Source organism: Micromonospora sp. SD12 (genome assembly GCF_052068495.1).
Lineage (GTDB): Bacteria > Actinomycetota > Actinomycetes > Mycobacteriales > Micromonosporaceae > Micromonospora > Micromonospora echinofusca.
In genome coordinates, this window is sequence record NZ_JBQHDF010000004.1 from 426,666 (window position 1) to 444,811 (window position 18,146).

The window sequence follows — 18,146 nt, forward strand, 5'->3', positions numbered from 1 at the left end:
AGCTCACTCCTCGCGCTCACCTGTGCCTCCCTCCGTTCGCGACTGCGGGGCTCGCAAGCTCACTCCTCGCGCTCACCGCCTGCCACCGCCCAGGCGGTTGGTGAGCAGGGCGTTGACCGCCGCGACGAGCAGGATGACCAGGAACAGCGCCCAGGACATGGCGGCGGCGTAGCCGAGGTTGAGGTCCCGCCAACCGACCTTGTAGATGAGCTGCGCGACGGTCTGCCACTGCCCGTCGTCGCCGCCGAGGCCCAGCGCCGGGTTGGCGTCGAAGAGCATCGGCTCGGTGAACAGTTGCAGGCCGCCGATGGTGGAGAGCACGACGGTGAAGATGACCACGGGCCGGATCATCGGCACGGTGATCCGCCACAGTTGGCGCCACGGCCCGGCCCCGTCGACGGCGGCGGCCTCGTAGACGTCGCGCGGGATGGACTGCATGGCGGCCAGGTAGAGCAGCGCGTTGTAGCCGATCCACTTCCAGTTGACCATCGTGGCGATGGCGATCCAGGAGGACCACTTGGCGGAGCGCCAGTCGATCGGCTCGGTCTCGCCGATGCCGAGCAGCGACAGGGCCCAGTTGGCGATGCCGGTGTCGCGGGCGAAGACCACCGAGAAGATCAGCGTCGACGCGGTCACCGGGGTGATGTACGGCAGCAGCACCCCGACCCGGAACCAGGTCTGGGCCCGCAGCTTGCGGTTCAGCAGCGACGCGACGATCAGCGCCAGCAGCAGTTGCGGCACGGTGGAGAGCAGGAAGATGCCGAAGGTGTTGGAGAGCGCGTTGAAGAAGTCGTCGTCGGTGAAGAGGCGGCGGAAGTTCTCCAGCCCGGCCCAGCCGGTGCGTGTCGGGTCGTCGAGCCGCCAGTGGCGCAGGGCGACGACGCCGTTGAAGACGATCGGGAAGAGCCCGAAGACCGCGAAGAGCAGGAAGAACGGGGCGATCAGCAGGTACGGCACGTAGCGCATGTCGAAGCGGTGCAGCCGCGTACGCCATGGGCCGGGCTCGTGCGGGCGGTCGCGGCGGCGGGCAGTCGCGCCGGGGTCCCGGCCGGGCCGGGGCGTCGCGGGAGCGGCACGGGTGGTGGACATCGGGGACCTCCAGGGACCGAAGGGGTACGGCCGGCCGGCCGGGGCGGGTCGTGGGGCGGCCCGCCCCGGCCGGGGTCGGCGTGCGGTCAGGACTTGGCGGCCTTCTCGGCCTCCTTGACCGCCTCGGTCCACGCCTGGTCGGGCTTGCCCTTCAGGTTTCCGGTGGCCAGCCGGTTGAGGACGTTCTCCACCGCCACCCGGGTGGGGCCGTTGCGCCGGCCGAGGTACTGCGGGGTCAGGTTCTCGGCCGTCTTCGAGAAGATCTGCCCCACCGGGGCGTCGTTGAAAAAGGGGTTGGTGAAGTCCCTGATCGCCGGGTCCTGGTAGAGCGCCGGCTGGGAGGGCAGGTTGCCGACCTTCTTGAAGATCTCGATCTGCTGCTCGGGCTGGATCAGCCACTCCACGAACCTGTACGCCTCGTCGACGTTCCTGCCCTGCTTGGGGATCGTCAGGAAGGAGCCGCCCCAGTTGCCGCCCCCGCCGGGGATGGCGGCCACGTCCCACTTGCCGCTGGTGCCGGGGGCGGTGTTCTTGATGTGCCCCTGCATCCAGGCCGGGCAGGCGAGCACGGCGAAGTTGCCCTTGACGAAGCCGCTGTTCCACTCGGGCGAGAACGCGGTGAGGTTGGCCGAGAGGTCGGCGGCGATGGTCCGGGCCGCGACGTCGAAGGCGACCTTCGGGCCGCCGTCCATCTTCAGGGTCTCGCTCTCGTCGTAGAAGCCGACGGGCTGCTGGCCGAGGACGGGGTTGAAGACGTTGGTGCCGGAGTCGATGAACTTCTTGCCGCTGCGGGCCGTGTACTGCTGGCCGACCTCGATGAACCTGTCCCAGGTGGGCCAGAGCGCGGAGACCTGGTCGCGTGCGGTGGGCAGGCCGGCTGCCTTGAACAGGTCGGTGCGGTAGCACATGGCCAGGCCGCCGACGTCGGTGCCGAGGCCGATCTGGGCCTTGCCGTCGGGTGTCAGGGTCTGCTTCCACTTCCACGGCAGGTACTTCTGCTCGTACGTGCCGGCGCCCTTGTCGAGCAGGTTGACGAACTTGTCGGCCTGGCCACGGAACTGGACGACGAAGCCCTCGTCGACGGCGGCGATGTCCGGCGCGCCGGAGCCGGCGACGAGCTTCTTCTGGAGGTCCTCGTGCTGGGCGTTGTACTCGCCGGTGTTCAGGCTGATCTTGACGTTCGGGTTCGCGTCCTCGTACTTCGTCTTGAGCTCGTCGAGCCCGAAGTCGCCCCAGAAGTTGATTTTGAGAGTGACCGGGCCGCCCGCCCGGGAGTCGCCGCCACCCCCGCTGTTGCCGCTGCACGCCGCGACCATGACCAGGCTGACCGCGCCGACGGCGGCCGCCCTGGCCCAGTGCGTCAGGGACCGTCTCATGTCATCCTCCGCGCCAGATGGGAACGCTCCCGGACATCGAGAGCCGTTGACTGAACCGGATAAGTGACGCCACCGTACGGGCCGGTCCCGGTAGTGTCAACGGGCCGTCAACGCGGTCGCCTCGCGGAAACCTCCCCGCCTCATGGGAGCGCGATCGGGGGAGGTGAAGATGGCTCGCGGGGCGGCGGGAGCCCGCGCCGGGAGGGCGGATGGCGTCGCCGACACATCGAGGCCAAGGTGACTTAACCGGGAAAGGCGGTGACCCGATCCGCGCCACGTGCCGGTCGGACCGGCCCGGCCGCCGGTCGGTGCAGTAGCGTGGACCGCCGCCGGTCGTCCCGGCCTCGCGGTGACACCCGCCCGGGCGGGAGAAGTGGAGGTGTACGCCGGTGAAGCGGCCCACGATCGCCGACGTCGCCCGACGCGCCGGGGTGTCCAAGGGAGCGGTGTCCTACGCGCTGAACGGGCAGCCCGGGGTCTCCGAGGCCACCCGGCAACGGATCCTCGCCATCGCCGCCGAGATCGGCTTCAGCCCGAGCCGCGCCGCCCGCTCCCTCTCCGGCGCCACCGCCGACGCGGTCGGCCTCACCCTCTGCCGGCCGGCCCGTACGCTCGGCATCGAGCCGTTCTTCATGGAGCTGATCAGCGGCGTGGAGGCCGAACTCTCCGCCCGGTCGTACGCCCTCACCCTCCAGGTGGTGGCCGACCAGGAGGCGGAGGTCGCGGTCTACCGGCGGTGGTGGGGCGAGCGGCGGGTCGACGGCGTCCTCGTCTGCGACCTGCGCGCCGACGACCGCCGGGTGCCGGTGCTGGAGGAGTTGGGCCTGCCCGCGGTGGTGATCGGCGGCCCGGGCGGCACCGGCGGGCTGGCCAGCGTCTGGTCCGACGACGCGGCGGCGCTGGTCGAGACCGTGGAATACCTGTTCGCCCTCGGCCACCGCCGGATCGCCCGCGTCGGCGGCCTGCCCGCCCTGCTGCACACCGAGATCCGCGCCGAGGCGTTCACCGGGGTGTGCCGGCGGCTCGGCCTGACCGACGCGGTCACCGTGCCCGCCGACTACACCGGCGAGGAGGGGGCGCGCGCGACCCGGCGGCTGCTCAGCTCGGCCGGCCGCCCCACCGCCGTGATCTACGACAACGACGTGATGGCGATAGCGGGACTGTCGGTGGCCCAGGAGATGGGCCTCTCCGTGCCGGGCGACCTGTCCATCGTGGCCTGGGACGACTCGCCGCTCTGCCAACTGGTGCACCCGCCGCTGACGGCGCTCGGCCGGGACATCCCGGCGTACGGCGCGCACGCCGCCCGGCAACTGCTCGCGGTGATCGGGGGCGCACCGGCCGAGCGGGTCCAGGACGAGACGGCCCACCTGACGCCCCGGGGCAGCACGGCCCCGCCGCGCGCGAGCTGAGGCGGGGCGCGCCGGCCTGGGCGCCCCGCCCGTCGATTTCCTGCACCGCTCACGCCGTCACCACCGGCAGCTGGAGCTCGGTGACGCCCTTCTCCGGGGCGTCCGGGCAGTAGTCCACGTACAGCTCGCGGGCGTACCCGGCGGCGCGCCAGCCGTTCGCCTCGATCCAGGCGGCGAGCGCCTGCATGCTGCCCGCGACCTCGTCCATCGGCCCGTGGTGGATGATCGTCGCGGCGGCGGGCACCGGGGGCAGGTCGACGACGGCGAAGCCCCGCGCCGCCGAGGGATCGGCGGCGACCGGCACGCCGGCGTGCACCACCACGGCCTCGCCCTCCCCCGCCGGCTCGTACCAGGCCAGCCCCGGGCCGCAGGGGGTGACGCCCGCCTCGTCGAGACGCCGGAACAGCTCCGGGTAGAGCGGCTGGATCACGGTGGAGATGTCCGGCGTCTCGTAGCTGCGGGCCACCCCGCTCAGTTCCGCCACGCGAACGGCGGGCAGTTGCTTGAGTACGACGTCCTGGCTGGTCATCCGACCCTCCGTCTCGATCATGCGGAGCCTCGCCTCGACCCCGGCCAGCCGGGCGGTGTCGGCCGCCAGTTGGGCCTCCAGCTGGGACCGGCGCAGCCGCAGCATGCCGCGCAGCTCGGCGACCTCCACGGTGTCGTCGAGGATGGCCTGCACCTGCCCGAGGGTGAGCCCGAGTTCCTTGAGGGCGATCACCCGGTTGAGCCGGTGGAGCTGCTCGGCCCGGTAGAAGCGGTACCCGGTGTGCGGGTCGACGGCGGCCGGGCGGAGCAGCCCGATGCCGTCGTAGTGGCGCAGCATGCGGACCGACACCCGACCCAGCCTGGCGAAGTCTCCGATGGTGAACATGGCCCCTCACACGTTCGGCCCTGACACGGTGTCAGAGTCAACCAGGCGGGGCGGCCCGGGCGGGTCTCCCGTCAGCGCGAGGCCGTCGGGAACTCCTCGAAGTACGCCTCGACCCGCTCCGCGGTGGCCGGGCGGGCCAACGCGAAGCCCTGCCCGTACCGGCAGCCGGCCCGCCGCGCGCCGTCGATCAGGCCGGCCGACTCGAGTTCCTCGGCGACGATGTCGAGCCCCAGCCGGTCCCCCACGTTCACCACCACGTCGATGAGCGGGCGCTGCGGGTCCGCCGGGTCCACCAGCTGCGGGCCGACCTTGAGCAGGTCGATCGGCAACCGGCGGAGCTGGGCCAGCGAGGCGTGCTCGGCCCGGAAGTCGTCCAGCGCGGTGCGCACGCCCAGCGAGCGCAGCCCGGCCAGCCGGGCCACCACCGTCGGCAGTTCGGCGCCCACCCGGGGCTCCGCCACCTCGACCACCAGCCGCTCCGGCGTCAGCCCGTACGCGTCCAGCACGGCGGCGGTGCGCGGCACGAAGTCGGGGGCGGTCAGCTCCCGGACGGTCACGTTCACCGCCATCCAGAGCTGCCGGCTCCCGGCCGACCAGGCGGCGAGCTGCCGGCACGCCCGGTCCAGCACCCAGCAGCCCAGCTCCCCCACGATGTCGAGGTCCTCGGCCACGGGCAGGAACTCGGCGGGCAGCACCGTGCCGAGCACCGGGCTGCGCCACCGCAGCAGCGCCTCCGCGCCGACCGGCTGCCCGTCGGCCAGGTCGAGCACCGGCTGGTAGACGAGGTCCAGCTCGCCCCGGGCCACCGCACCGGGCAGCTCCCGTTCCAGGTCGAGCCGGCGGACGAGCTGCTCCTCCAGGTAGGCGTCGTACCACTCGACCCGGTCCCGGCCGAGCTGCACGGCCCGGCGCCGGGCCAGGTCCGCCTGGCGCAGCACGTCCTCCGGGCCGCCGTTGCCGATCTCGGCCAGCCCGACACCGGCCCGCAGCCGCAGCACCGCACCGGCCACCTCGTAGGGCTGGGTGAGCGCGCCGAGCAGCCGGGTGCCCAGCGCGTACGCCAGCACCGGGCCGGCCTCGGTGACCACGGTGAAGCCGGTGGCGGTGACGTCCGCGAGCAGGTCCCGGGGGCCGACGACGGCGCGGGCGCGGCGCAGGGCCTCGGCCAGCACGGCCTCGCCGACCTGGTGCCCGTCGGAGGCGGGTCCGGCGTTGTGCAGGTCGACGACGAGCAGCGCGCCGGGGGTCGGCGCGTCCCGGAGGGCGGCGAGGGCCCGCAGCAGCGCCGGGCGGTCCAGGGGCGTGCCGGGCCGGCTCCGGTCGGTCGATCCGGACCGCTCCGGCGCGGCGTCGGCACGGGCCGGCGGCGGCTCGTCCGAGCGCAGCAGGTCGCGCAGCACCAGCGGCGGGGCCAGGGCCAGGGCGAGCAGGATCGCCGTCAGGTCCGGCGGGCCGCCGTCGCGCAACTGCCAGCCGATGGCCGCCACGGCCGCGACGGCCGGGACCACCGCCCGGGGCCACGCCGTGGTCGGCACCTCGGGCGGGGCCGGCTCCGCGCGGGTCGCCCGCCGCGCCCCGGCCGCCGTCAACAGCACCCCGCCCACCAGCGGAGGTACGGACAGCAGCGCCGCCCGCTCCGGTGCCGCCCCGGCCGGAAGCGCGGCCAGCAGCACCAGCCCGGACAGGGTGAGCGCCGCCCCGGCCCGGCAGCGGGCCGCACCCGTGCGCCGGTGCGGCCCGGTCAGCACGACGAGTACGGCGAGCGCGAGCCCGCCCAGGGCCACGGCCACGGCGAGCCGGACCGGCGGATCGAGGGGGCCGCGGGGCAGCAGCAGCCAGCCGGCCAGGACCAGCCCCAGGCCGGCGGCGCTCGCGTCGACGGCCCGGCGCAGGCGGGCCCGGGCGGACGGGTCGGAGGAGCGCGGCACCGCGGGCAACCCCGCGACGAACAGCGCGGCGGCGGCGGCCAGCCCCGCCACGGCGACGGCGGACCGGTGGCCCGGCCCGGCGAGCGGCAGCACGGCGGCGGTGAGCCCCGCCGTCACCACCGCGGCGTCGAGCAGCACGGCGACGCGGCGGGAGGCGGCCGGGCGCCGGCGGGCGGCGCGGGACCGGGCCGGAACCTGCGCGGGGGCGGGGAGCGGGGGCGCGGCGGCGAGGCGGGACAGCCGCGTACCCGCCAGGGCGCAGCTGGCGGCGGCGGCCAGCGCCACCACGGCCAGGGCGGGCATCCGGCCGAGAGCGCCGGCGAGCAGGAGCAGCGTGACGGCGGCGAGGACGAGGACGTCCGGCCGGGAGGGACGAGGGACGGACGCGTGTTGCGGGTACGCGAGGGGCACGGCGGTCGCCTTCGTGAGGGGGCACGGGCGGTGCGACGGTGCAGGGCGTCGGACCCGGGGTGAGTCCGCTGCCCATCAGTCGGCAACGACCGGCCGCGAAGGCGGTGACGCCCACCAGCCAGTGACCTCCGTCACCGACGCCGCCGGTCCGGCCGGCTCGGCCCGCCGCGTACCGGCGCCGACAGGGGTGGGATCATCGGAGGGTGACCAGCCCAGACACCGTCCACTTCCGGCACAACCAGGCGATCCTGGCCGCCGCGATCGTCGCCTTCTTCGGCGCCCTGCCGGTGGCCGGTGCCCGGTGGTACCTGCTGCCGGTGCTGCTCGTCCCGCTCGCCGTCGCGGTCTGGGCGTGGCGGGCCGGCACCGACGCGGACGCCCGCGAGCTGCGCCTGCGGGCCCTGGTCGGGCAGCGCCGGATCGGCTGGGAGCGGATCGTCGAGCTGGCCGCCGACCCGCGCGGTCGGGCGGTCGCCCGGCTCGACGACGGTCAGCAGGTCACCCTGCCGGCCGTACGCGCCGCCGACCTGCCCCGGCTCGTCTCGGCCACCGGTCAGAGCCTGCCCGGCGCGGCCGGCTGAGCACCGCCGGGCCGCTACTGAGCACCGCCGGGCCGCTCAGTAGCCGTCCACCACCGTGTTGATCAGCGGCTCACCGGCCGCGAACCGGCGGACCTGCTCGGCGACCAGCCGGTAAGCGCGCGGCAGCAGGCCGCGTACCGAGCCGGCGACGTGCGGGGTGAGCAGCACGTTCGGCATCGTCCACAGCTCGTGGTCGGCCGGCAACGGCTCCGGATCGGTGACGTCCAGCGCGGCCGAGATCCGGCCGGTACGCAGCTCGGCGGCCAGCGCCTCGGTCCGGGCCACCGGCCCACGGGCGGCGTTGACCAGCAGCGCGCCGTCCCGCATCGCGGCGAGGAAGCTCTCGTCGACCAGCCCCCGGGTCTGCTCGGTCAGCGGCACCAGCAGCACCACCACGTCGGCCTCGGGAAGCAGCCCCGGCAGCTCCTCGACGCCGTGCACGCCCTGCTCCGGGCGGGCGGTCCGGGCCACCAGCGTGAAGCTCACCTCGAACGGCGCCAGCCGGTCGCGTACCGCCGTGCCGATGGAGCCCGCCCCGACGATCAGCACCCGCTTGCCGGCCAGCTGATCGGTGGGGGCCACCTCGTCGTACGCCCACTCGCGCCGGGCCTGCGCGCGGGCCAGGGCAGGGAAGGCGCGCAGCTGGGACAGGATCGCCGCGACCACCCACTCTGCGGTGGACGGATCGTGCACCCCCCTGGCGTCGCAGAGCGTCACCCCGGACGGGACCCGGCCGGCCCACGCGTCCGCCCCGGCGGAGAGCAACTGCACCACCGCCAGGTCGGGCAGCTCGCGCAGCAGCGCGGTGGCGTCCCCGCCGGACAGGAAGGGCGGCACCCAGAACCGGACACCGGCCGTCTCCGAGGGAAGCCGGGAGACGTCCTCGGCCACCTCGACCGTGACCTCCTGCGGCAGCTCGCCGAGGAGCGCCTGACCGTCCTGGTGCGGAATCCATACCTTCACGCCCGCCGACGATAGGCTCCCGGTGCCTCCGCCCGTCGGGCGGGGCGGCTGCGGCACCCGGACGGGTGGACCGCCGGCGCAGTGATCAGGGCGACGCTGCGACGGCCGAGGCGATTGCGGTCCGCAGGGGGTATAAGGGAGGACCGGAGTGCCGGTCGGCCTCCATCCGGCACGGACAGGTGGTCAATGACCGACGGCTCGCGCGACGACGGCCCCGAGCGGGCCGATCCGATCTCGGCGCTCCGCGACCCCGATCGGCTGCGCTCCCTCGCGGAGACCCGGCTGACGGCCGCACCCGACGAGGCGTTCGACCGGTTCGCCCGGCTGGTCGGGGACCTGCTCGACGTGCCGGTCGCCCTGGTGTCCCTGGTCGACGCCGAGCGCCAATTCTTTCCCGGCGAGGTGGGCCTGGTCCGGCCGTGGGCCGCGCGGCGGCAGACGCCCCTGAGCCACTCGTTCTGCCAGCACGTCGTCGACCTCGGGACCCCGATGGTGCTGCCCGACGCCCGGCTGCACCCCGCCCTGCGGGACAACCTCGCCGTGCCCGAGCTGGGCGTCGTCGCGTACGCCGGAATGCCGCTGACGGACCTGGAGGGTCGCGTCCTCGGCTCGCTCTGCGCGATCGACGACAAGCCCCGCGACTGGACCGCCGAGCAGTTGCGGACGCTCGCCGACCTGGCCGCCGCCTGCTCCTCCGAGCTGCGGTTGCGGATCGCCCTCGACGGTGCCGAGCAGGCGCGGCGGCGCGCCGAGGAGGCCAACGGCCGGCTGGAGCTGCTGGCCGGGCTGGCCGGCACGCTGGCCGGCACGCTCGACGTGGCCACCGCGCTGCGCCACCTGCGCGACACGATGGTGCCGCTGCTGGCCGACTGGTCCCTGGTGACCCTGGTCGGGCCCGACGGGGCGCCCCGCGACGTGACCGCCGCCCACCGCGACCCGGCCCGGGCCCCGGACGTCGCCCGCTTCGCCGAGCTGATGCGCACCGGGCTGAGCGCCCACTCGATCACCCGGGCGGTGCTGCGCACCGGCCGGCCCGTACTGGCCGCCGCGGCGACCCTCGACGACGTGCGCCGGGGCACGGTCGGGCCGGAGATGCCGGAACTCGCCGCCCGCCTCGGTTTCTCCTCGCACCTCAGCGTGCCGATCATCGACGCCGGGCGGGTGCTCGGCTGCGTCACCCTGATCAACGGCCCGCAGCGGCGCGACTTCGACGACAGCGACCTGCTCATCGCCGAGGACATCGGCCGTCGGGCCGGTCAGGCGATCGGCAACAGCCGGATGTACGGCGAACAGCGGCACGTCGCGCACGTGCTGCAACACAGCATGCTGCCGGAACTGCCGGTCACCCGGGACCTCGAACTGGCCGCCCGCTACCAGCCGGCGGCGGACCGGGTCGAGGTCGGCGGCGACTGGTACGACGCCTTCCGCCAGCCGGGCGGGGAGCTCATCGCGGCGATCGGCGACGTGGCCGGGCACGACATCGAGGCCGCCGCGACCATGGGGCAGCTGCGCAACCTGGTCCGGGGCAACGCGTACGGCCGGCCCGACGCGGTCGACGAGCTGATGAGCCGCCTGGACGAGACGATCCGCGGGCTGCACCTGCGGACGGCGGCCACGGCGGCCCTGGTGCGGCTGCACGCCGACGACGCCGGCGGCCAGCGGGTCACCTGGTGCAACGCGGGGCACCCCCCGCCGCTCGCGGTCCGGGTCGGGGGCGCGGTGGAGCTGCTCGCGGGGGCGCCGGAGCCCCTGCTCGGGCTGAACCGGCCGGTCCGGCGCACCACCCGGCACACCCACCTGGCCACCGGCGACACCCTGCTGCTCTACACCGACGGGCTCATCGAACGGCGGGACCGGCCCATCGACGAGGGGATGACGGAGCTGCTCGCCCGGCTGGCCGGCACCGACCGGCTGCCGCTGGGCGATCTCTGCGACCTGCTGCTGACCACCGCCCCCCGGCGGGAGGACGACGTCGCGCTGCTCGCCGTCCGGGCGATCTGACCGCACCACGGAACCGGTCCGATCCGACGGCCCCGGTCCGTCGCCGTGGCCGGCTACCCTGGGCCGGGTGAGCGCCCGTCCCCCGTACCCTCGCACCCGCCGTCTGCGGACGGCCCTGGCGGCCTCGTGCGCGGCGCTGCTGCTGGCGACCGCCGGTTGCAGCTTCGGCGAGCCGGAGCCCGACCCGGCCGGCGAGCCGCCCACCTTCCCGACGCCGTCGGCGACGGCGAGCGCTGGCGGCACCGGCCAGGAGGTGGTCACCACGGTGCTGGCCAAGGGCCTGCGGGTGCCGTGGGCGATCGCCTTCCTGCCCGACGGCGCGGCGCTGGTCACCGAGCGGGACAGCGGCCGGATCCTGCGGGTCGGCCCCGAGTCGGGGCCCGACGGGCTGAAGGTCACCCCGGTGCAGACCATCTCCGACGTGGCAGCCTCGGGTGAGGGCGGGCTGATGGGCATCGCCGTCTCGCCCGACTACCAGCGGGACAAGGCGATCTTCGTCTACTACACGACCGAACGGGACAACCGGATCGTCCGGCTGGAGTTGGGCGGCACGCCCACCCCGATCCTCACCGGCATCCCCAAGGCCGGCATCCACAACGGCGGCGGCCTCGCCTTCGGCCCGGACGGCCTGCTCTACGCGAGCACCGGCGACGCCGGCGACCGGCCGCAGGCGCAGGACGTCAAGCGCCTCGGCGGCAAGATCCTGCGGATCACCAGGGACGGCAAGCCGGCGCCCGGCAACCCGTTCCCGAACTCCCCGGTGTGGTCCCTGGGCCACCGCAACGTCCAGGGCATCGCCTGGGACGCCGGCAAGCGGATGTACGCCGTGGAGTTCGGCCAGAACACCTGGGACGAGATCAACCAGATCACCAAAGGGCGCAACTACGGGTGGCCGACGGTCGAAGGGCGTGACGACGACAAGCGCTTCGTCAACCCGATCGCCCAGTGGCCGACGTCCGACGCGTCCTGCTCCGGGCTGACCGCCGCCGACCGGCTGCTCGTCACCGCGTGCCTGCGCGGCAAGCGCCTCTGGCTGGTCGAGCTGACCGACACCGGCACCGTGCTCGGCCAGCCGCGCGAGCTGCTGACCGACCGGTTCGGGCGGCTGCGGGCGGTGGCCGCCGCGCCGGACGGCTCGATCTGGGTGAGCACCTCCAACCACGACGGGCGGGGCCAGCCGGCACCCGAGGACGACCGGCTGCTGCGGTTGGTCTTCGCCGGTGGCGGGGCCGGCCGGAGCTGACGCACCGGCTCGTCCGGGTTTCCCAAGATCCTTCAGTGGGCAGGTCAGAATCTCACCATGGACGGCCAGGAGAACGAAGAGCACGCGAACCGGGACGAGGACGTCCCGGCGACCGGTCGCGCCCCGCGCCCGGCACCCCGGCGCGACGGCGCCGGAAGGACCGGCCGGCGAGCGCTGCGCAGGACCGGGGTGATCCTGGCGGTCCTCGCCGTCGCCCTGGTCGGCGTGGTGATCGGCGTGCTCGCCGGCGGCCGGGTGAGCACCGACATCGGCCCGTTCCAGGCCGACCTCTCGGTCGCGCCGGCTGTCGGCGGCGGCACCACCGTCGACATCCCGCCGCTGGGTGCGCTGCTGCTCGACAGCCACGACGGGCCGACCCACCTGACCGTGGAGCTGGGCGCGCTGGACCAGAGCCGCACCGAGGCGCTGCTCGACGATCCGGCGAGCATCAACCGGGCGAGCCAGTCGGCCGTCGACGACGTCCGCGAGGGTGTGCTGCGGCTCGGGCTGCGGACGCTCGCCTCGGCGGTGCTGGTCACCCTGCTGCTGGCCCTGCTGGTCTTCCGCGACACCCGCCGGGCGGCCTGGGCAGGCGCTCTGGCGCTGGTGGTCACCGCCGGCAGCCTCGCCGCCGCCGCCACCACCATCCGGCCGGAGGCCATCGAGGAGCCGCGCTACGAGGGGCTGCTGGTCAACGCGCCCGCGATCGTCGGTGACGCCCGGCGGATCGCGAACGACTACACCCGCTACGCCGAGCAGCTCCAGCGCATCGTCGGCAACGTCAGCCAGCTCTACACCACGGTGTCGTCGCTGCCGGTCTACGAGCCCGCCCCCGGCACGACCCGCGTACTGCACGTCTCGGACATGCACCTCAACCCGACCGGCTGGCAGCTCATCCGCACCGTCGTCGAGCAGTTCGGCATCGACGTGGTGATCGACACCGGGGACATCACCGACTGGGGCTCCGAGCCGGAGGCCTCCTACGTCGGCTCGATCGGCCTGCTCAAGAAGCCGTACGTCTACATCCGGGGCAACCACGACTCGGGTCGGACCGCGGCGGCCGTGGCCCGCCAGCCGAACGCGATCGTGCTGAGCAACACGACCACGACGGTCGCGGGGCTGACCATCGCCGGCATCGGCGACCCGCGCTTCACCCCCGACAAGAACACGTCGCCGGCCGGCAGCGGCCTCACCCAGCAGACCGCGGACCAGCTCATCGGCGTCGGCGACCAGCTCGCGGCCACGGTTGCCAGCTCGCCGCGCCCCGTGAACATCGCGCTGGTGCACGACCCGGCCTCCGCCGGCCCGCTCTCGGGCACCTGCCCGTTGGTCCTCGCCGGGCACACCCACGCCCGGCAGGTCTCGAAGCTGCCGGAGGTGCCCGGGAAGGGCCCCACTCAGCTGATGGTGCAGGGCTCCACGGGCGGTGCCGGCCTGCGCGGCCTGGAGGGCGAGAAGCCCACCCCGCTGACGATGACCGTGCTCTACTTCGACAAGGACAAGCTGCTCCAGGCGTACGACGACATCACCGTCGGCGGCACGGGGCAGGCGCAGGTGAACCTGGAGCGGCACGTCGTGGAGGACCCGCAGGCCGGCGTGCCCGCGCCGGTCACCCCCACCCCGACCCGCTGACCCTGATCCGCGCTGATCGCTGGGTGCCGAGCGGGCCGCGCCAGTAGCCAGCCTGTCGGCGTCCCGGTGGCTGACCGTCCGCTCCGGGTTCGTCCCGACCAGTTGCCGCAGCGCAAACTCCGTTCACCGGCGTTACGCTGCGTGGCCACCAGCGTCCACGGCAACCCAGGCCCTCAGACGCTTTGCTCTGCAGCCACGGACGCACCAGTAACTCCAGGTAGCGATCTGCGGCCAGCCGCCGGTCGGTCGAGTTGACATTTTTCCTGTTCAGGAGAGTGGTGCGCCGGGGGCTGCAGAGCAAAGGGCGGGAACGGTTGGCGGCGCGCCCCGCACCGCCCGCCACTCTCCGTAACGTCAAACAGTCGTCACTCTGAGCGACGACGAGGGCTCGCCGAACGCCGGTCCGCGCCGCGCCGCAAGCCCCGCACTGACTCGACACGACACATGCCGAAGTGCCACGACACCCCGTGCCCGCAGCCTCTCGACGCCTGCTCGGCGGCCACGTGGGCCGGGCGCAGCCGGAAGGCGACCTGGCCCGCCACCCGTCCACGCTCCGAGCCCGCAGCCCTCCGCACCAGGGCCGCCGCCCCCGGCCGCCTTGTCAGCGTCAGCGCAGGGACAGGGCCGCGAGGGCGGCGTTGACGATGCTGCCGGGGAGCAGGTCGTGCAGGTCGTACAGCTCGTGGACGCTGCCGGACTGGCCGAACTCGTCCACGCCCAGCGGCACCGCCGGGGCGGCGAGCGCCGAGCCGAGCCACGCCATGGCGTGCGAGGCGGCGTCGTGCACCGTCACCACCGGCACCCGGTCGGCGAACGCCGAACGGAGCGCGCCCGGCACGCTCGGCACCGTGGCCGTGCGTACGCCCTGGCGCAGAGTGCGCTGCCAGGCCCGGTAGAGCCGGTCCAGCGAGGTGACGTCGACGACGTGCGCGGCGATGCCCTCCTCGGCCAGTTCCGCCGCCGCCGCGAGCACCTCGGGCAGCACCGCGCCGGAGGCGGCCAGCTGCACCACCGGGGCGTCGGCCAAATGCGGGTACGCCTCGTGGGCGTCGACCAGGCGGTACGCCCCGGCGACCGCCTGCCGGCGCAGCACCGCGTCGCCGAGGCGGGCCCGTGCCGCCTCGAAGGGCGCCTGGTCGATCGGGCGGGTGCTGAGCCGGAAGTAGTACGCGCCGTCCTCGGCGGGGGCGGCCGTCGCCGACGGGGCCGCCCCGCCGGCGATCTGGCCCAGCGCGTCGCAGAGCAGCCAGTCCAGCGTGGCCGCGTACGCGGGTTCGAGGAACGTCACCCCGGGAAGCTCCAGCCCCACCGAGGCGGTGATGGTGGACTGGTGGGCGCCGCCCTCCGGAGCGAGCGTGATGCCCGACGGGGTGCCGGCGACCACGAACCGGGAGCCGGAATAGGTGCCGTAAAGGAACGCGTCCAGCCCGCGCAGCACGAACGGGTCGTAGACCGTGCCGACCGGCAGCAGCGGTTGCGCCGACAGGTCCCACGACAGGCCGAGCTGCCCCAGCAGCAGGAACAGGTTCATCTCCGAGATGCCCAGCTCGATGTGCTGCCCGGCGGGGCTCTCCGTCCAGCGCAGCATCCGGTCCTCGTTCCAGGAGCGCTGCTCCGTCGGGGCGAAGACGCCGGTCTTGTTGATGAACCCGGCCAGGTTGGTGGAGGTCGCCACGTCCGGCGCGGTGGTCACCAGGTAGCGGCCCACCTCGGGGTTGCGGGCCAGTTCGACCAGCACCCGCCCGAAGACCTCCTGCGTCGAGATCGGCTTGTTCGCGCGTACCCGTGTCGTGTCGGGGACCGTGACGCCCAGCGCCCGCTCGCGGGGCGCGCGGGACAGCGCCTCCCGGCGCTCGTTGGCCCGGATGCCGGCCGGAGACGCCGGGTCCAGCCGGTCCCACTCGGTCTCGCGCGTCAGCCCCCGCGCGGCCCGCAGCGCGTCGACCTGCTCGCTGCTCAGCAGCGCCGAGTGGTTGCGCGGATTGCCGGCGATCGGCAACCCCCACCCCTTCACGGTGTACGCGAAGATCACGCTGGGCCGGTCCGTGACCGCGTCGCACTGGGCGTACGCGTCGAGCATCGCCGCCATGTCGTGCCCGCCCAGGTCGGTCACGAGCGGCCCCAACTCGTCGTCGCCGACGTCGGCGATGAACGCCTCGATCCCGTCGGGCGCACCGTCGAGGAACTGCTTGCGCAGCGCCGCGCCGGTCAGCCCGAACAGCGACTGGTACTGCTCGTTGGGCATCGCGTCGATCCAGTCGCGCAGTGCCCCGCCGCCCGGCCGCGCGTACGCCTCGGCGAGCCGGCGGCCGTACTTGACCTCGACCACGTGCCAGCCGGCGGCCTCGAACTGACCCCGCCACTGGTTGATCCGCACCCCGGGCACCACCCGGTCCAGCGACTGACGGTTGAAGTCGACCAGCCACGTCACGTTGCCCAGCCCGGTCGTGGCCGGGTCGGCGACGGCCTCCCAGATGTTCCCCTCGTCCAGCTCAGCGTCCCCGATCAGGGCGACGAACCGGGAGTGTGGGCGGGCGCCGAAGTGCGCGTCGACGTAGCGGCGGGTCGCCGCCGCGAAGAGCGGCGCCGCCGCGCCGAGCCCGACGGAGCCGGTGGAGAAGTCGACCTCGTCGGGGTCCTTCGTCCGCGACGGGTACGACTGGAGCCCGCCCCGGGCGCGCAGCTTCGTCAGGTAGGAGCGGTCGAGGTTGCCCAGCAGGTACTGGATGGCGTGGAAGACCGGCGAGGCGTGCGGCTTGACCGCCACCCGGTCCTCGGCGTCGAGGTGCGCGAACCACAGTGCCGTCATGGCGGTGACCAGCGAGGCGCTGGACGCCTGGTGCCCGCCCACCTTCACCCCGTCGCCGGTGTCCCGGTCGTGGTTGGCCGCGTCCACGATCCGGGTCGCGAGCCAGAGCACCCGCTGCTGGATCTCTTCGAGGACGTCGAGGTCGGTACGGTTCACGGTCGACTCCAGGGGTCCGGCAGTCACCGTTGACGGCCGGTCGGGGGCGGGCGGGTCGCGAGGGTGGGCTTCTACGGGTGCGCAGCCGCCGCGTGCGACGGGCGCACGCGGCGGCTCGATGCGGTGGAAGGGGCCCTCCCGTACGGAGGGCGTCGGAAGGTCCCCTCCCCTGCCGGTTCAGGCGCCGAGGCGCTCCAGGATCAGCTCCCGGACCGTCTTGGCGTCGGCCTGGCCACGGGTGGTCTTCATGACCGCCCCGACCAGGGCGCCGGCCGCGGCGACCTTGCCGCTGCGGATCTTGTCGGCGATGTCGGGGTTGGCGGCGATCGCCTCGTCGACGGCGGCGGTGAGCGCGCCCGTGTCGGAGACGACCTCCAGGCCCCGGTTGGTCATGATCTCGGTCGGCGAGCCCTCGCCGGCCACCACGCCCTCCAGGACGGTACGGGCCAGCTTGTCGTTGAGCTTGCCGGCGTCGACCAGGCCCTGGAGTTCGGCGACCTGCGACGGGGTGGCCCCGATGTCGGCCAGCTCCACGCCGGTCTCGTTGGCGCGCCGGGACAGCTCGCCCAGCCACCACTTGCGGGCCGCCGCCGGGGAGGCGCCGGCGGCCACGGTCTGCTCGATCAGCTCGACCGCGCCGGCGTTCAGCACCGACTGCATGTCCAGGTCCGACAGGCCCCACTGCTCCTGGAGCCGGCGCCGGTGCAGCCGGGGCAGCTCCGGCAGCGCGGCCTTCAGCTCGGCGACCCAGGCGGCGTCCGGCGCCAGCGGCACCAGGTCGGGCTCCGGGAAGTACCGGTAGTCGGTCGCGGTCTCCTTGGACCGGCCCGGCGTGGTGTCGCCGGTGTCCTCGTGGAAGTGCCGGGTCTCCTGGGTGATCCGGCCGCCCGCGTCAAGCACGGACGCCTGCCGGATGATCTCCGACCGGACGGCCCGCTCGACCGAACGCAGCGAGTTGACGTTCTTGGTCTCGGTGCGGGTGCCCCACTCCTCGCCGGGCAGGTTGAGGGAGGTGTTGACGTCGCAGCGCAGCGAGCCCTCCTCCATCCGCACGTCGGAGACGCCCAGCGACCGGATCACGTCGCGCAGCTCGGTGACGTACGCGCGGGCCACCTCGGGGGCGAGCGTGCCGGTGCCGGGGACCGGCTTGGTGACGATCTCCACCAGCGGGATGCCGGCCCGGTTGTAGTCGACCAGCGACTCGGTGGCGCCGTGGATGCGCCCGGTGGCGCCGCCGACGTGCAGCGTCTTGCCGGTGTCCTCCTCCAGGTGCACCCGCTCGATGCCGATGCGCACCAGCTCGCCGTCGACCTCGACGTCCAGGTAGCCCTCGAAGCACAGCGGCTCGTCGTACTGGCTGATCTGGAAGTCCTTCGGCATGTCCGGGTAGAAGTAGTTCTTCCGCGCGAACCGGCACCACTCGGCGATCGAGCAGTTGAGCGCCAGGCCGATCCGGATGGTCGCCTCGATGGCGGCCTTGTTGGCGACCGGCAGCGAGCCGGGCAGGCCCAGGCAGACCGGGCACACCCGGGTGTTCGGCTCGCCACCGAAGTCCGTCGGGCAGCCGCAGAACATCTTGGTGTTCGTGCCCAGCTCGACGTGGGTCTCCAGGCCGATCACCGGTTCGTAGCGCGCCACGACCTCGTCGTACGCGGGCAGTGTCGTCGTCATCTG

12 protein-coding genes are annotated in these 18,146 nt (G+C 74.1%); 5 read left to right on the top strand and 7 right to left on the bottom strand.

All coding sequences use genetic code 11. From position 1 onward, the window contains the following. Positions 1 to 72 precede the first annotated feature (72 nt). Positions 73 to 1,089 carry a carbohydrate ABC transporter permease gene (locus ACTMS2_RS11835; RefSeq protein WP_441175416.1) on the bottom strand — a complete coding sequence of 339 codons (1,017 nt, stop codon included), beginning with the start codon at positions 1,087 to 1,089 and terminating at the stop codon, positions 73 to 75. Positions 1,090 to 1,175: 86 nt separating this feature from the next. Next, entirely contained in the window at positions 1,176 to 2,465 is a 1,290-nt protein-coding gene (locus tag ACTMS2_RS11840; RefSeq protein ID WP_441175417.1) for an ABC transporter substrate-binding protein, read from the bottom strand. 389 nt (positions 2,466 to 2,854) lie between these two features. Here ACTMS2_RS11840 and ACTMS2_RS11845 point away from each other — a divergent pair, with 389 nt between their 5' ends. After that, positions 2,855 to 3,874 carry a LacI family DNA-binding transcriptional regulator gene (locus ACTMS2_RS11845; protein ID WP_441175418.1) on the top strand — a complete coding sequence of 340 codons (1,020 nt, stop codon included), beginning with the start codon at positions 2,855 to 2,857 and terminating at the stop codon, positions 3,872 to 3,874. A gap of 49 nt (positions 3,875 to 3,923) precedes the next feature. On the opposite strand, the gene ACTMS2_RS11850 is transcribed toward ACTMS2_RS11845, so the two are convergent. Both ACTMS2_RS11850 and ACTMS2_RS11855 read right to left on the bottom strand, forming a co-directional pair. Further along, positions 3,924 to 4,748: a MerR family transcriptional regulator gene (locus ACTMS2_RS11850; RefSeq protein ID WP_441175419.1), complete on the bottom strand. Its 825-nt coding sequence runs from the start codon at positions 4,746 to 4,748 to the stop codon at positions 3,924 to 3,926. A gap of 71 nt (positions 4,749 to 4,819) precedes the next feature. Further along, on the bottom strand, positions 4,820 to 7,087 hold the full coding sequence (locus ACTMS2_RS11855) for a putative bifunctional diguanylate cyclase/phosphodiesterase (RefSeq protein ID WP_441175420.1): 2,268 nt from the start codon (positions 7,085 to 7,087) through the stop codon (positions 4,820 to 4,822). A 203-nt stretch (positions 7,088 to 7,290) separates the two neighbouring features. Between ACTMS2_RS11855 and ACTMS2_RS11860 the strand changes: the two genes are divergently transcribed. Beyond that, positions 7,291 to 7,668: a PH domain-containing protein gene (locus ACTMS2_RS11860; protein WP_101414506.1), complete on the top strand. Its 378-nt coding sequence runs from the start codon at positions 7,291 to 7,293 to the stop codon at positions 7,666 to 7,668. Between the two features lie 36 nt (positions 7,669 to 7,704). On the opposite strand, the gene ACTMS2_RS11865 is transcribed toward ACTMS2_RS11860, so the two are convergent. Then, positions 7,705 to 8,631, bottom strand: coding sequence for a 2-hydroxyacid dehydrogenase (locus tag ACTMS2_RS11865; RefSeq protein WP_441175421.1), 927 nt, complete (start codon positions 8,629 to 8,631; stop codon positions 7,705 to 7,707). Positions 8,632 to 8,817: 186 nt separating this feature from the next. Here ACTMS2_RS11865 and ACTMS2_RS11870 point away from each other — a divergent pair, with 186 nt between their 5' ends. The 3 genes from ACTMS2_RS11870 (at position 8,818) to ACTMS2_RS11880 (ending at position 13,507) form a co-directional block, all read left to right on the top strand. Then, complete coding sequence (locus ACTMS2_RS11870) at positions 8,818 to 10,632, top strand: SpoIIE family protein phosphatase (RefSeq protein ID WP_441175422.1); 1,815 nt, start codon at positions 8,818 to 8,820, stop codon at positions 10,630 to 10,632. Positions 10,633 to 10,699: 67 nt separating this feature from the next. Beyond that, complete coding sequence (locus ACTMS2_RS11875; RefSeq protein ID WP_441175423.1) at positions 10,700 to 11,875, top strand: PQQ-dependent sugar dehydrogenase; 1,176 nt, start codon at positions 10,700 to 10,702, stop codon at positions 11,873 to 11,875. 57 nt (positions 11,876 to 11,932) lie between these two features. Then, the gene (locus ACTMS2_RS11880; RefSeq protein ID WP_441175424.1) at positions 11,933 to 13,507 is read left to right on the top strand and encodes a metallophosphoesterase; all 1,575 of its coding nucleotides are present in this window, start codon (positions 11,933 to 11,935) and stop codon (positions 13,505 to 13,507) included. Between the two features lie 607 nt (positions 13,508 to 14,114). On the opposite strand, the gene ACTMS2_RS11885 is transcribed toward ACTMS2_RS11880, so the two are convergent. Beyond that, the gene (locus ACTMS2_RS11885) at positions 14,115 to 16,472 is read right to left on the bottom strand and encodes a transketolase-like TK C-terminal-containing protein (protein ID WP_441175425.1); all 2,358 of its coding nucleotides are present in this window, start codon (positions 16,470 to 16,472) and stop codon (positions 14,115 to 14,117) included. A 177-nt stretch (positions 16,473 to 16,649) separates the two neighbouring features. After that, a complete protein-coding gene (gene gatB / locus ACTMS2_RS11890) occupies positions 16,650 to 18,143 on the bottom strand; it encodes an Asp-tRNA(Asn)/Glu-tRNA(Gln) amidotransferase subunit GatB (protein ID WP_441175426.1) in 1,494 nt (497 codons plus the stop codon). Between the last annotated feature and the right edge of the window lie 3 nt (positions 18,144 to 18,146).